A 14,148-nucleotide genomic window follows, 5' to 3' on the forward strand; every position below is an offset into this window, starting at 1 on the left:
TTATGGATAAGCCAGAAACCACTAAAAATGCGCTTGATAACCCCGCTTTACAACAAGCCTTCCTAAACGATCTAGATGAAAAACTTTGGTCATCTGCCGATAAACTGCGCCAGCAGCTTGATGCTGCCAATTACAAACACATCGTACTCGGCCTCATTTTCCTGAAATACATCTCCGACAGCTTCACCCATCAGCAAGAAAAAATTCAGGCTGAACTGACCGATCCTGAAAACGCTCTCTATCTTGACCGCACTTTTTACGATACAGACGAAGAATATCAAGAAGCCTTAACCGTCGAACTGGAAAACCGCGACTACTACACCGCCGACAATGTGTTTTGGGTGCCGCAACAAGCCCGTTGGGACGAAATTAAAGCCGTTTCCATCTTAAACATCGGCGCAGAGCTGCCTTGGGGAGGGAAATTTTCCGGCGTGGCCAAACTGATTGACGATGCCTTCGATGCCATTGAAAAAGATAACGAAAAACTCAAAGGCGTACTCCAACGCATCAGCGGCTATGCCGTAAACGAAGACACCCTGCGCGGGCTGATTATCCTCTTCTCCGATACCAACTTTACCCGCCCGACTTACAACGGCAAGTCCGTGCATTTGGGTGCAAAAGACATTCTCGGCCACGTTTACGAATACTTCCTCGGTCGCTTTGCCCAAGCCGAAGGCAAACGCGGCGGGCAATATTTCACGCCGAAATCCATTGTTTCCCTGATTGTCGAAATGCTCGAGCCATACTCCGGCCGCGTCTATGACCCGGCTATGGGCAGCGGCGGCTTTTTCGTGCAAACCGAACGCTTTATCACCGCCCACCAAGGCAACATCAACAACGTGTCTATCTACGGGCAAGAATTCAACCCGACCACATGGAAGCTCGCTGCGATGAATATGGCGATTCGTGGCATTGATTACGACTTCGGCAAACACAATGCTGACAGCTTCACCCAGCCGCAACACATCGACAAAAAGATGGATTTCATTATGGCAAACCCGCCATTCAACATCAGCGATTGGTGGAGCGAATCCCTAGCCGACGACCCACGTTGGGCATACGGCACGCCGCCCAAAGGCAACGCCAATTTCGCTTGGCTGCAACACATGATTTACCACCTCTCGCCAAACGGCAAAATGGCATTATTGCTGGCCAACGGCTCCATGAGCAGCCAAACCAACAACGAAGGCGAAATCCGCAAAGCCATCATCAATGCCGACTTGGTGGAATGTATGGTTGCCCTGCCCGGCCAGCTCTTCACCAATACCCAAATCCCCGCCTGTATTTGGTTCTTAAACCGCAACAAAAAGCGCAAAGGCGAAGTGTTGTTTATCGATGCCCGCCAAATCGGCTATATGAAAGACCGCGTATTGCGCGATTTCACCTCTGACGACATCGCCAAAATTGCCAACACCCTCCACGCTTGGCAAAAATCAGACGGCTATGAAGACCAAGCCGCCTTCTGCAAATCCGCTACGTTAGAAGAGATTAAAGACAACGACTTCGTCCTCACACCGGGGCGCTATGTCGGCACCGCAGAACAAGAAGACGACGGCGTACCATTTGCAGAAAAAATGCAAAATCTGACCGCTCTTTTGAAGGAACAGTTTGCGAAGAGTGCGGAATTGGAAGCGGAGATTAAGAAGAATTTAGGGGGATTGGGTTATGAGTGATAACTTTAAAACTGATACTTTAGATAGCTTATGTGAATTAATCGTGGATTGTCCACATTCAACTCCGACATGGACAACTTTCGGCTATGTAGTAATTAGAAATCAAAACATCACTGATGGTGTATTAGATTTATCATCACCGAGCTATACGGATTACTCAGGGTACAGAGATAGAACCAAAAGAGCCAGCCCACAAGAAAATGATATCGTAATCACCCGAGAAGCGCCGATGGGAAGAGTTTGCTTAATTCCTAAAGAACCAATCTGTTGTCTAGGGCAAAGACAAGTATTACTTCGTGCCGATAGAAACAAAATAAGTGCTGAATATCTCTACTGGTCTCTACGCTCCTCATTTGTTCAACGACAAATTCTAATAAATGAAGGAACAGGAGCAACCGTTAGTAATATGAGAATACCTGTGTTAAAAGCACTAGAAATTCCGCGGTTAGCATCCATTGAAATAGAAAATAAGAAAGCGAGAGATTTATCTAATATTCAAAATAAAATCCAACTCAACACCCAAATCAACCAAACCTTGGAACAAATCGCCCAAGCCCTGTTTAAAAGTTGGTTTGTCGATTTCGACCCCGTGCGTGCCAAAGTCCAAGCCCTTTCAGACGGCCTTAGCATTGAACAAGCAGAGCTGGCAGCCATGCAGGCAATCAGCGGAAAAACACCCGAAGAACTGACCGCACTTTCACAAGCCGAGCCTGACCGCTACGCCGAACTAGCAGAAACCGCCAAAGCGTTTCCGTGTGAGATGGTGGAAGTTGATGGGGTTGAAATGCCAAAGGGGTGGGAATATTGCAGCTTTGGTGATGTTTCAGAATGCTTTGATAGTAAACGTATCCCTTTATCTAAACAACAACGAGAAAAGAGAAAAGGTAATATTCCTTATTATGGTGCAACATCTGTTATGGATTATGTAGATGAAGCTATTTTTGATGATATTTATTTATTAGTTGGCGAAGATGGTTCCGTTTTAAAAGAAGATGGAACGCCATTTACTCAATACATTTGGGGTAAATCTTGGGTAAACAACCATGCACATATCCTCAAAGGAAGGAATGGTATAAGTACTGAACACTTAATGATATTTATTCAACAAACAAATATATCTGCTTATATCACAGGAGCTGTTCAGCTTAAGTTAAACCAAAAAAATATGAATAGTATTCCATTTTTAAGAGCTAATAATGCAATTAATGCTTTTTTTGCAGAATATATTGAATCTCTATATGCAAAAATCAGAAAAAATTTTGATGAGAATAAAGTATTAGAGGCAACTAGAGATTTATTATTACCTAAATTATTGAGTGGGAATTTTTCAAATGGAAAAAACTAATCTTATCGGGAATGATAGAGTCCCTGTTTTAGCAGAAATCAATACATTAGATGAATTAAAATCCCTTTTATCTGCTCACTCTTATATATTTGATGAAGAAACGCCTGATATATATAAAAGCATACCATCAACAAGTGAAAGTTATACTATTTACGCTCGATATTATCGCGGGCATAGCCGTGAAGATTATCGTTTGCAATCAACTTTAGAGCGATATTTAAAAAAGTTTGATAAACAAATTGATATTGAAAAAGAGTATGAAAAGCTACAAGGAAAATATCTTGAGCATTGCAAACGTATTCTGCTTAATCAAAGTATTGACGGCTATATTTCATTACCAAGTAACCTTGAAGATAACGATATTTGGGCATTTGGACAGCATTATCAATTAAAAACGCCTTTATTAGACTGGACTAAATCTTTCTTTATTGCACTTTATTTTGCTTTTGAGAGTCATGAAGAAAATCAAAAAGAAAATCAATATCGTGTTATTTATGAATTAAATGAATTTTTTAATGTTGGTGAAAAGCTCATTATTGAACCAATAATTAAAATTGGAAATCGTATCAATGCACAAAAAGGCGTTTTTACGAAGTTATCATCTAGGGAATTTGATGAGATTGCCAAAATGAATACAAACTTTGGTAATGGGTATGTTTTTCATAGATTAAGTAAAATTCTTATTTCTAATGAATTAAGAAAAGATGTTTTAGCTTATCTTGCCTCAATTAATATTGATGCTTCAACAATTTATCCTGATTTATTAGGAAAAATAAAACTTTGTGAAATTGGCATTGATAATGCGATTACAGAGATTAATTTAGAATATCAAGACTAGGAAGAATAGCAGCAATCCTCACACAAGCGGTTATTTTTTCAGAGCGTTTTGTAAATGATGAGGTTTATTTCACCTCTGCCAAATCTCCCCTCCCCCTCTTTGCTAAAGAGGGGATTGGATCGAAGGTAATTTAAATTTTGGCTTTCTACTTTAATATGCGATGAGAAATTGAAATTTTCTTAGATTAACAATGAGCCAGTTGCTGACAATTTACTCAAGGAATCCCCCTCTTTAGCAAAGAGGGGTTAGGGGAGATTTGGCAGTATCAATAAACGAAGAAATTAATCCATTAGCTCCCCAAAGACAGCAAATACACAAAAGGACACTCTATGCTCAACGAAAACGACATCGAACAACTTACCCTTCAACGCCTGCAATCCCTCGGTTGGGAATATCGCTACGGTAAAGACTTGCCTGTTCATGAAGGCGAGTTTGCACGTGGCGATTTAAGCGGTGTGGTCTTTATTGAGCAACTGCGAGAGGCAGTGCGTAAGCTTAATCCGCAACTGCCTGAAAGTGCGGTTGATTCGGTGGTGAAATCGGCGACGAAAAGCGATATTGGCGACTTGGTGGTGCGTAATCAGGCGTTTTATAAACTGTTGCGTGATGGCGTGCGGGTGGAATATCAGGCAAACGGTGAACAAAAAATCGAGATGGCGCGCTTGGTGGATTTTGAGCATGTGAAGAACAACCGCTTTATTGCCGTCAATCAGCTGGAAATCCGCAGCCGTAAAGGGGGGAAACGAATTCCCGATATTATCGGCTTTGTGAATGGCCTGCCCTTGGTGGTATTTGAGCTGAAAAATCCGTTGCGTGAATCGGCGGATTTGTTGCAGGCGTTTAATCAGTTTGAAACCTATAAAGATGAAATTGCCGAGCTGTTTGTTTACAACCAAGCCCTGATTATTTCAGACGGCATAGCCGCACGTTTGGGCTCGCTTTCGGCAGATTTCCAACGCTTTACGCCGTGGAAAGTGGTTGATGAAAAAAATAAAAGCGCGCGCTTATATTTTGATGATGAATTACAAAGCCTGCTCAATGGCTTAATGAAGCCTGAGGATTTATTGAACTATATCCGCTATTTCGTCTTATTTGAGCGGGATTCCAGCGGTAAAACCATTAAAAAAATCGCAGCGTACCATCAATATTACGGCGTAAATGAAGCGGTAGATTCCACGCTTTTTGCAACTTCAGAAAAAGGCGACCGCCGCATTGGCGTGATGTGGCATACGCAAGGTTCGGGTAAGTCAATTTCCATGTTGTTTTATGCCGGCAAACTGCTTGCGCAGCCTGAATTGAAAAATCCGACGATTGTGGTGGTTACCGACCGTAACGATTTGGACGGTCAGCTTTTCCAAACCTTTTCTTCAGGCAAAGATTTAATCAAACAAACGCCGCAACAAGTGGAAGACCGCGATCAACTGCGCCAACTGCTCGCGCAAAATGAAGTCGGCGGCGTATTTTTTACTACGATTCAGAAATTCGCCCTAAATGAGGAAGAAAGCCGCTTCCCTGTTTTAAACGAGCGCAGCAATATTATTGTAATCAGCGATGAGGCACACCGCAGCCAATATGGCTTTACGCAAAAATTGCATAAAGGCAAGTTTCAAGCAGGCTACGCCCGCCATTTGCGCGATGCGCTGCCTAATGCTTCGTTTATCGGTTTTACCGGTACACCGATTAGCCTAGAAGATAAAGACACGCAAGATGTGTTCGGACGTTATGTGTCGATTTATGACTTACAAGATGCGGTGGAAGACGGCGCAACCGTGCCGATTGTGTATGAAGCGCGCCAAATCCGCTTAAACGAAAAAGAACACGATGAGCTATTCAAAGAAATTGATGATTTGCTGGAAGAGGAGCAATCCCCTGCCCTGCGTTTGCAGGAAAAACTGCTGGGTTCGCAAGCCCGTCTGGCTGATTTAGCCGCGGATTTTGTGCAGCATTTTGCCAAACGCAATGAAGTCGTCGACAGCAAAGCGATGATGGTGGTTTCCAGTCGTCAGATTTGCGTGGACTTATACAATGAAATCATCAAACTGCGCCCAGAATGGCATTCGGATAATATCAACGAAGGGGTGATTAAAATTGTGATGACGGGTTCTGCTTCCGATGCGCCGGAAATGCAGAAACACGTTTACAGTAAACAGGAAAAACAAACGCTGGAACGCCGCTTTAAAGACCCGAACGATCCGCTGAAAGTAGTGATTGTGCGCGATATGTGGCTGACGGGCTTTGATGCGCCTTGCTGTAATACGATGTATATCGACAAGCCGATGCAAGGGCATAACCTGATGCAGGCGATTGCTCGGGTTAACCGTGTATTTCGCAATAAAAGCCGAGAAAACGGCGGCTTGATTGTGGATTATGTAGGCATTGCTGACAAGCTCAAAGAAGCGACCCAGCAATACACCAATTCACAAGGCAAGGGCAAGCTGACTGATAACGTGATTGATGTGTTCTTTAAAATGAAAGAGCATTTAGAATTCGTCCGTAGCCTGTTTGCAACGCCGGTTGAAGGGAAAACCTTTGATGTTCAGACGGCCTTAGAAAAAGATAATCCGAATGATCTTCTGATGGCTATTCGTTTTGCCGCCAACCATATTTTTTGCCTCGATCGATTACCGTTTGATGGCAAAGTGCACGAGCAACATTGGTTTAATAAAAAAGAAACCGAGCCACGTAAAAAAGCCTTTTTGAAAGCGGCGGGTTTGGTGAAAAAAGGCTATATGCTATGCGGCGCATTGGCTGAAGTTGAGCCATACAGCCAAGAAATTGCTTTTTATGATGCAGTACGCGCTATTCTCACGAAGAACAAACAAAATGGTACGGGTTCTAATGAAAGACAGATTTTATTGAAAAAATTGGTCAATCAAGCCGTCTATTCCGAAGGCGTGATTGATTTGTTTGATCTGCTGGAAAAACCGCAGCCTCAAATCAATCTACTTTCTGAAGAGTTTTTGCAGACCATTAAAAACAGCCCGACTAAGAACTTATGGGTCAGCGCGGTGGAGCGTTATTTGGCAAGCGAAATCAAAGCCAAATCAGGCGCAAACCTCACCTTGCAAAAAGACTTCGAGCAGCGTTTAAAAGAAGCCCTAAATCAATACCACAACCATAATTTAAGCGTGGTGGAAATTTTGGATGAGCTCTTCAAAATGAGCCAAGACTTCCAAGAACGCTTAGCTTTAGGTGAAAAGCTGGGGCTGAAAAAAGAAGAACTCGCTTTCTACGAAGCCCTCGCCCAAAACCAAAGCGCCCGAGAGCTGATGGGCGATGAAGTATTGAGCAAACTTGCCAAAGAAATTACCGATACTTTAAGACGCTCAGTTACCATCGACTGGCAATACAAAGAAGGCGTACGTGCCAAAATGCGCATTCTCGTGAAACGAGCTTTACAGCGTTATAAATACCCGCCGGATAAACAGGAAGAAGCCGTGAGCTATGTGATTAAGCAAGCGGAGGAAATTGCGGAAGATCTCAGCCAACTTTAATAAAAAATGAGGAATAAAAAAATCAGGACGAATAATATTCGCCCTGATTTTTTACTAAATAATATAAGATTCAATTAAATATGTTGAATAAAAGCTCAAACCTTACCACTCTATCGGCGAGGTAAACACCGATAGCACATTCGGGTGGCTTCGTTGATTTTTTACTTCGCCATTGATGCTTAATTCATAAAAATTACCCCCTACGCTTGCGGAGTATTTTTTATTAAACTTTCTTGCACTTTTCTTGCGGTATTGCACGGTAAAAGTCACTTTCTCTTCAACATCAAATTGTTTAGCATTTTCAACTTTTTCTACATCAAAATTTTTAGCCAATTCAACGCCTTTTTCTTCATAAAATGGCCATAAAATGGATTCAGCAGAACCATATTTAAAGGCAAATTCTGTCTCAAGCGCTTTTTTCTGTTCTTCTGTTAGCGAACAAGCACCGCCTCGAGGCCAACTTACCTCAGAAATAAATTGAGTAAGCTCAGTAGTTGGATCAGGGAAATGACAAAACGCTGTCACTAACTCTCTAAGGCGTACTTCATTATATGCTGGTGTTTTATCGCTTTTACGATCTTCATATTGCTTACGCACCTTTTCAAATTCTTCCGCAGGAATAACTTTTTTTGCAATCTCATCTAATCTAGAAAGCTCAGAGGCAAATCTTTGGCGTAATTGGAGATTCGTTTTACTATGGCAAACAACATTAACTTTTATTGAATCACTAACATCACCGCCTCTTTGCCACGTGATTTCATTCGATTCTTGCGACCATGTTGGATTATTACAACGGCCACTTTGTGCCAAAAGTTCAGCATAAGTGATTTCTTTACCATTGTGTTCTGTAACGTACGATTGAACTGTACTAATTGGATCTAAGGTTTCATTACAACCGCTGACAGCGAAAGCAAAAATTGCTGTTGTAGAAAGCATCAATAATGGTTTCTTCATTCGAACTCCTGTTTTAGCTTCATTTAAAAAATTTAATGCGCTTCATCCCAGTTATCACCCACGCCTACTTCTGCAATGAGTGGCACTTTCATATCAATGGCTTTTTCCATTTCAGCTTTAATAATTTTGCTGTAATGTTCCACCTGATCTGCTTTAACTTCAAACACTAACTCATCGTGCACCTGCATAATAAGTTTAATGTTTTCATCTTGCGCAATCGCTTTATCAATGCCAATCATCGCAACTTTAATAATATCTGCCGCTGTCCCTTGCATCGGTGCGTTGATTGCAACACGCTCAGCAGCTTTTCGGCGCATGCCATTACTTGATTTGATTTCTGGTAAATATAAGCGACGACCAAATAAGGTTTCAACATAGCCTTTTTCTGCTGCAGAAACTCGAATATCCTGCATAAATTGTTGCACACCTGGGTAACGGTGGAAATAACGTTCCATATAATGTTTGGCATCCGCACGAGAAATGCCTAGCTGGTTTGATAAGCCAAACTCGGACATGCCATAAATCAAGCCAAAGTTAATTGCTTTAGCACTACGGCGCTGCTCGCTGGTGACTTCTTCAAGTGCTATGCCGAAAATTTCCGCTGCCGTTGCACGGTGAATATCTTTGCCTTGCGCAAAAGCGGTAATCATGCCTTCATCATTAGATAAATGCGCCATAATGCGTAGCTCAATTTGGGAATAGTCCGCCGCGACAATTTTATAACCTTCACGCGCAATAAAAGCTTGGCGAATCCGTCTGCCCTCTTCATTACGAATTGGAATGTTCTGTAAATTGGGATCACTCGAAGAAAGCCGGCCTGTTGCAGTCACAGCTTGATGATAAGAAGTATGTACTCGTCCTGTTTTTGGGTTGATCATTTGTGGCAACTTATCGGTATAAGTTGATTTCAATTTACTCAATCCACGGTGTTCCATTAAAAGTTTTGGCACGATATGCCCTTTTTGTGCCAACTCTTCTAACACTTCTTCATTAGTAGAAGGTGCACCTTTTGGGGTTTTCTTCAAAATCGGCAAGCCTAACTTTTCAAACAGAATTTCTTGTAATTGTTTGGTTGATGCCAAATTAAATACCGCGCCCGCCTCACTATGCACCATCGTTTCTAATTCGGCGAGTCTCGCTTCAATTTCTGCAGATTGAGCTAATAATTTTTGCGGGTCGATCAATACCCCATTTCGTTCAATATGTGAAAGCACTGAAACTAACGGCATCTCAATTTCATTGAATAATTTATGCAAACTTGGAATCTTTTCTAACGTTGAGAAAAGAGTTTGATGTAACTTCATCGTCACATCTGCATCTTCTGCGGCATATTCACTGGCTTTTTCAATGCTGATTTGATCAAAAGTGAGTTGATTTTTACCTTTACCGGCAATCTCTTCAAACGAAATCGTTTGGTGGTTGAGATAACGGTTGGCTAACTCATCCATATTATGTCTGCCCACGCTATTTAGCGTGTAAGATTCCAACATCGTATCAAATGCGACGCCTTGAACTGAAATACCATGGTTAGCCAACACCGTTAAATCATATTTCAAATTTTGACCCACTTTTAACACAGCCGGATTTTCCAAAATCGGTTTTAATTGCGTTAAACAAGCGGTCAAATTTAGCTGATCTTTTACTAATGTCCACGCTAACGTATCCTCCTCTTCTTCAGTCGCAAATAAATCGCTCTGAACAGGCGCACTTTTGGCTTTATGCGCCAGCGGGATATAACAAGCTTGACCGTCAGGAAGTGCAAACGAAACCCCCACTAAATTTGCTTGCATCGCATCTAAATTATCAGTTTCAGTATCAAAGGCTATCAATGGGGCAGCAGCCATTAACTCAATCCATTTTGCTAATTGTGATTCAGTGGTAATGGTTTCATAACGACTGCGATCAATCGTAATCGGATTAACTGTTGGTTCTGCAAAATTTTCAGTATTTTCGACCGCTTGTAAGGATGCAGCAGCTTGATAAGCGCCTAATGTTTGGCGTTTTTCTCGACTTTCCGTGACGGGATTAGCATCGTTCATCACTTCATTTAGCCAACGTTTGAATTCATAGCGACCAAATAACTGAACCAGTTCATCTTGATTCTGAGGCTGCATGACAAGCTCATCATGCTTAACCTCTAGCGGTACATCCGTTTTAATGGTTGCCAATAAATAAGACAGATCCGCCATTTCTTTTTCTGCCAGTAATTTCGGCGCCATCGTTTTTGCACCACGGAAAGAGAGCGAGGCAACTTTATCTAAATTTTCATAAATCGTTTTAAGTGAGCCAATTCCTTGCAATAAAGCAAGTGCGGTTTTCTCACCTACCCCTTTTACACCGGGGATGTTATCCGATGAATCGCCTTGTAGCGCCAAATAATCAATAATTAGCTCAGGTGGAATGCCATATTTTTCAATAACACCTTCACGATCTAGCAAGGTATTATTCATTGTGTTAATCAGCATAATATGCTCATTCACTAACTGCGCCATATCTTTATCGCCCGTGCTAATCAGCACATTTTTGCCATCACGGGCAGCTTGAACTGCAAGGGTGCCGATAACATCATCCGCTTCAACCCCTTCAATTGAAATCAATGGAATCCCGAGCGCTTTAATAATTGCATGGAGAGGCTGAATTTGCGCACGTAAATCATCTGGCATGGGAGGTCGATGAGATTTATATTGCTCGAATAATTCATCACGAAAGGTTTTACCTTTAGCATCAAACACCACTGCAATATGACTTGGCGAAACTTGCGTAATCAGGCTTTTAAGCATATTGATTACGCCATAAACGGCGCCTGTTGGCTCACCGTCTCGGTTAGTCAACGGAGGGAATGCGTGGAATGCACGGTATAAGTAAGAAGAGCCATCGACAAGCACAAGTGGGTCTGAAGCGATTGTTGCCATAATGTATAAACCTTTTAATGAGTAAGCGGTGAAATTTTTTGGATTTTTTGCAAATGTTATTGACTAGTTCTCTGACTGCTCGTCTAATTCATCAGCCATTGCAGCCAGCGCTTCACGAGTTAGTTGCGCTAATGCGCGATAAAATGCGGAATCTTGCGCTTCCACTTTACCTAAAAATTTGCTCATCACGGGTAATAAAAAATCCGCAAATAACGCTTGTTGAGCCGCGGTAGAATCAAGGTTATCTTCAATCCAAGAAGCGGTCAGTAATAATAGTGCGACATGATCGTAATCACTTAATACTGGCATATCGCGCGTTAAGCGAAAAGCTTCAAACTCAGAAACATTGATTTGATAATCAGAAATTTTTGTTGAAACATGACCTGAATCGGCAAAAATAGCTTGATAAGCAGCACTTAATTCCGTAGGGTGTGCGTGTTTTTCTATCAGCGTTAGCGCTAATTCGCTCTGCGCATCGGTGTTAAGCGCCCATTGCTGGCGTAATCCACCTTGAGCTAACCAGTTGAAAGTACCAGCTAATAAAGAATCAGTCGGCTGGCGGTAGAAAAGATTCCCAAATAAACGACATAATAGGGAAAAATCGTTAATCATTGTTTCGTGCATTTTTTTCTCAAATGAAAGGAAAGTGCAGTTATTTTACATGAAATTCAGTTAATAGGACACAAAATGAAATATATCGGCGCACATGTGAGTGCTTCTGGCGGCGTAGAAAATGCCGTGTTACGCGCAGTAGAAATTGGGGCAAATGCCTTTGCATTATTTACTAAAAACCAGCGCCAATGGCAAGCCCCTGCACTTAAAGCAGAAACCATTGAAAAATTTAAACGTTTTTGCCAAGTCCATGGGTTTTCTTCCGCCCAAATTCTGCCACATGACAGCTATTTAATTAACCTTGGCAGCCCAGAAGCCGAAGGCTTAGAGAAATCTCGTGCCGCTTTCATTGATGAAATGCAACGCGCCGACCAATTAGGTTTAACCTTGTTAAATTTCCACCCAGGCTCACACTTAAATAAAATTAGCGAAAGTGACTGTTTAGCACGTATTGCCGAATCGATTAACATCGCTATTGATGCAGTACCGAATGTGGTGGCGGTGATTGAAAACACGGCAGGACAAGGCTCAAATTTAGGTTATCGCTTTGAACATTTAGCTGAAATTATTGAACAAGTTGAAAATAAAAAGCGTGTTGGCGTTTGTTTAGATACTTGCCACACTTTCTCTGCAGGCTATGACATCAGCTCATTAGCAGGCTGCCAAAGCGTATTTCAGGAATTTGACCAAGTTGTTGGCTTTGAATATTTACGGGGAATGCACTTAAACGGTTCAAAAACGCCATTAGGTAGCCAAAAAGACCGTCACGATACCTTGCGCGAAGGAACCATTGGTACCGAATTTTGCAAATTTATTATGAAAGATGACCGCTTTAATGGCATTCCAATGATCTTAGAAACCATCAATCCAGATATTTGGGCAGAAGAGATTGCCTACTTACGCAGCCTAGAAAAAGTATAAAAAGAATGGAATAAAAAATAATTTGCTGCCAAGCGTTAGATTAACGTTTGGCAGCAGATCTTTTTTATCTATCTAACTAGAATTTTACAGCGAAACCTGCAAAGTAAACCATTTGTTAAGTGTTGAGTTAGAAACCACCTGGCCCACGGCGCGGTTCACTGCTGATTTTTTCGCTATTTGAACGCTGGGTCGTAATCACTTTCTCCCCCTCATTCAAACCACTTAAAATTTCCGTATGCTGACCATCCGCTAAACCAATCTCGACTTTTTTCTCAATCGGCTGTTGATTTTCTAACACTTGCACGTAGTTTTCACCGTTACGTTTTGTTAATGCGGTATTTGGCACCACTAACACATTTTCACGTTTCGCGATATCGACTTGCCCCTGCACAGTCATCCCAATACGTAACCGTTGCTCACTATTATCTACCAATGCATTGGCATAGTAATAAATTGCTTCCGTATTCCCTGATTGCTCCACATATTTATTCGATGAATTATCATCACTTAATGTTGTAAGCGCTGGATCAATGCTTTCAATTTGACTTTGAATCCGATAATTCGGCTCAGCTAAAGTGGTAAAACTCATCGCCTGACCTGCCCTAACCTGAGCAATATCGCCTTCTGAAATTTCTAACTTAATCAACATTTTAGAAAGATCGGCGACATGCACAATGGTTGGTGAACTTTGTGCAGAGTTTACCGTTTGTCCAATCGAAACCGGAATAGAAACAATCACGCCATCCATTGGCGATAAAATTTGAGTGTAATTTAAGTTAGTCCGCGCGTTATTTACCGAAATTTGAGATTGCTTAATCTGCGCGATCGCCTCATTCACGCTCGCTTTGGCTGAAGCTAAAGTATTTTTCGCGGTTTCAACTTCTGCTTCAGATGCACTATTTTGCTTATACAATTTGCTTAATCGGTTATAGTTGGCTTGCGCCACTTCTAACGCCACTTTCGCTGAAGCCAGTTGGGCTTGATAAGAAGCTAATTGCGCTTCTGCAGTACTTAAACTATTGCTTTGGCTACTTGAATCAATTTCAGCAATTAAATCGCCTTTTTTGACTGTTTGCCCAAGCTTTACATACAAGTTAATAATGCGTCCAGATACCTGTGCGCCAACCTCTGTTCGCTGACTAGCGCGTACAGAACCTGTTGCTAGCACGGTTTTTTCTAAAGTTGTACGAGAAACAGCTTCAGTAATGTAATGGACTTGCTTAGCGTTATCTTCCTTGCTGTAGTAAACATAGCCTGCGACACCTAAAGCGGTAATACCAAGCAACAAAGCAAAAGATTTGAATTTCATATTATTTTCCCAAAGAAAGATAGCGGTTAAAATTGACTATCATTTTGCAAAATGGTTTCAAAATTTAACCGCTTGTTTCTTCTTTTTCGA

9 protein-coding genes are annotated in these 14,148 nt (G+C 41.7%); 5 read left to right on the top strand and 4 right to left on the bottom strand.

Features of this window, described 5'->3' with window-relative positions; all coding sequences use genetic code 11:
• Positions 1–2 precede the first annotated feature (2 nt).
• The 4 genes from HSP_RS0105085 to HSP_RS0105100 all read left to right on the top strand — a co-directional run bounded on the left by HSP_RS0105085 (position 3) and on the right by HSP_RS0105100 (position 7,350).
• The gene (locus HSP_RS0105085; RefSeq protein ID WP_010129279.1) at positions 3–1,673 is read left to right on the top strand and encodes a class I SAM-dependent DNA methyltransferase; all 1,671 of its coding nucleotides are present in this window, start codon (positions 3–5) and stop codon (positions 1,671–1,673) included.
• The gene (locus HSP_RS0105090; protein ID WP_010129280.1) at positions 1,666–3,018 is read left to right on the top strand and encodes a restriction endonuclease subunit S; all 1,353 of its coding nucleotides are present in this window, start codon (positions 1,666–1,668) and stop codon (positions 3,016–3,018) included. Before HSP_RS0105085 ends, HSP_RS0105090 begins: the two co-directional genes overlap by 8 nt.
• On the top strand, positions 3,005–3,856 hold the full coding sequence (locus HSP_RS0105095) for an FRG domain-containing protein (protein ID WP_007523014.1): 852 nt from the start codon (positions 3,005–3,007) through the stop codon (positions 3,854–3,856). The genes HSP_RS0105090 and HSP_RS0105095 overlap by 14 nt, the downstream gene beginning before the upstream one ends.
• Before the next feature lie 329 nt (positions 3,857–4,185).
• On the top strand, positions 4,186–7,350 hold the full coding sequence (locus HSP_RS0105100; protein WP_007523158.1) for a type I restriction endonuclease subunit R: 3,165 nt from the start codon (positions 4,186–4,188) through the stop codon (positions 7,348–7,350).
• Positions 7,351–7,452: 102 nt separating this feature from the next.
• On the opposite strand, the gene HSP_RS0105105 is transcribed toward HSP_RS0105100, so the two are convergent.
• The 3 genes from HSP_RS0105105 to HSP_RS0105115 form a co-directional block, all read right to left on the bottom strand.
• Positions 7,453–8,304, bottom strand: a complete 852-nt coding sequence (locus HSP_RS0105105; protein ID WP_007523225.1) for a hypothetical protein — start codon at positions 8,302–8,304, stop codon at positions 7,453–7,455.
• Between the two features lie 32 nt (positions 8,305–8,336).
• Positions 8,337–11,216 (bottom strand): DNA polymerase I, encoded by a 2,880-nt coding sequence (gene polA, locus HSP_RS0105110; protein ID WP_007523125.1) that lies wholly within the window; start codon positions 11,214–11,216, stop codon positions 8,337–8,339.
• Between the two features lie 63 nt (positions 11,217–11,279).
• A complete protein-coding gene (locus tag HSP_RS0105115; RefSeq protein WP_010129281.1) occupies positions 11,280–11,840 on the bottom strand; it encodes a TorD/DmsD family molecular chaperone in 561 nt (186 codons plus the stop codon).
• 63 nt (positions 11,841–11,903) lie between these two features.
• On the opposite strand from HSP_RS0105115, the gene nfo reads away from it, so the two are divergent.
• Positions 11,904–12,749: a deoxyribonuclease IV gene (gene nfo, locus HSP_RS0105120; RefSeq protein ID WP_007523118.1), complete on the top strand. Its 846-nt coding sequence runs from the start codon at positions 11,904–11,906 to the stop codon at positions 12,747–12,749.
• A 127-nt stretch (positions 12,750–12,876) separates the two neighbouring features.
• Here the strand turns inward: nfo and HSP_RS0105125 are convergent, their stop codons facing one another.
• Positions 12,877–14,058 (bottom strand): efflux RND transporter periplasmic adaptor subunit, encoded by a 1,182-nt coding sequence (locus HSP_RS0105125; RefSeq protein WP_007523044.1) that lies wholly within the window; start codon positions 14,056–14,058, stop codon positions 12,877–12,879.
• Between the last annotated feature and the right edge of the window lie 90 nt (positions 14,059–14,148).

Origin of the sequence: Haemophilus sputorum CCUG 13788, assembly GCF_000238795.1 — a bacterium.
Classification (GTDB): Bacteria; Pseudomonadota; Gammaproteobacteria; order Enterobacterales; family Pasteurellaceae; genus Haemophilus_A; species Haemophilus_A sputorum.

Bases quoted from the DNA above. Each gene is read 5' to 3' on its own strand.
- HSP_RS0105085 (WP_010129279.1), top strand. From the start codon at position 3: ATGGATAAGCCAGAAACCACTAAAAATGCGCTTGATAACCCCGCTTTA.
- HSP_RS0105090 (WP_010129280.1), top strand. From the start codon at position 1,666: ATGAGTGATAACTTTAAAACTGATACTTTAGATAGCTTATGTGAATTA.
- HSP_RS0105095 (WP_007523014.1), top strand. From the start codon at position 3,005: ATGGAAAAAACTAATCTTATCGGGAATGATAGAGTCCCTGTTTTAGCA.
- HSP_RS0105100 (WP_007523158.1), top strand. From the start codon at position 4,186: ATGCTCAACGAAAACGACATCGAACAACTTACCCTTCAACGCCTGCAA.
- HSP_RS0105105 (WP_007523225.1), bottom strand. From the start codon at position 8,304: ATGAAGAAACCATTATTGATGCTTTCTACAACAGCAATTTTTGCTTTC.
- polA (WP_007523125.1), bottom strand. From the start codon at position 11,216: ATGGCAACAATCGCTTCAGACCCACTTGTGCTTGTCGATGGCTCTTCT.
- HSP_RS0105115 (WP_010129281.1), bottom strand. From the start codon at position 11,840: ATGCACGAAACAATGATTAACGATTTTTCCCTATTATGTCGTTTATTT.
- nfo (WP_007523118.1), top strand. From the start codon at position 11,904: ATGAAATATATCGGCGCACATGTGAGTGCTTCTGGCGGCGTAGAAAAT.
- HSP_RS0105125 (WP_007523044.1), bottom strand. From the start codon at position 14,058: ATGAAATTCAAATCTTTTGCTTTGTTGCTTGGTATTACCGCTTTAGGT.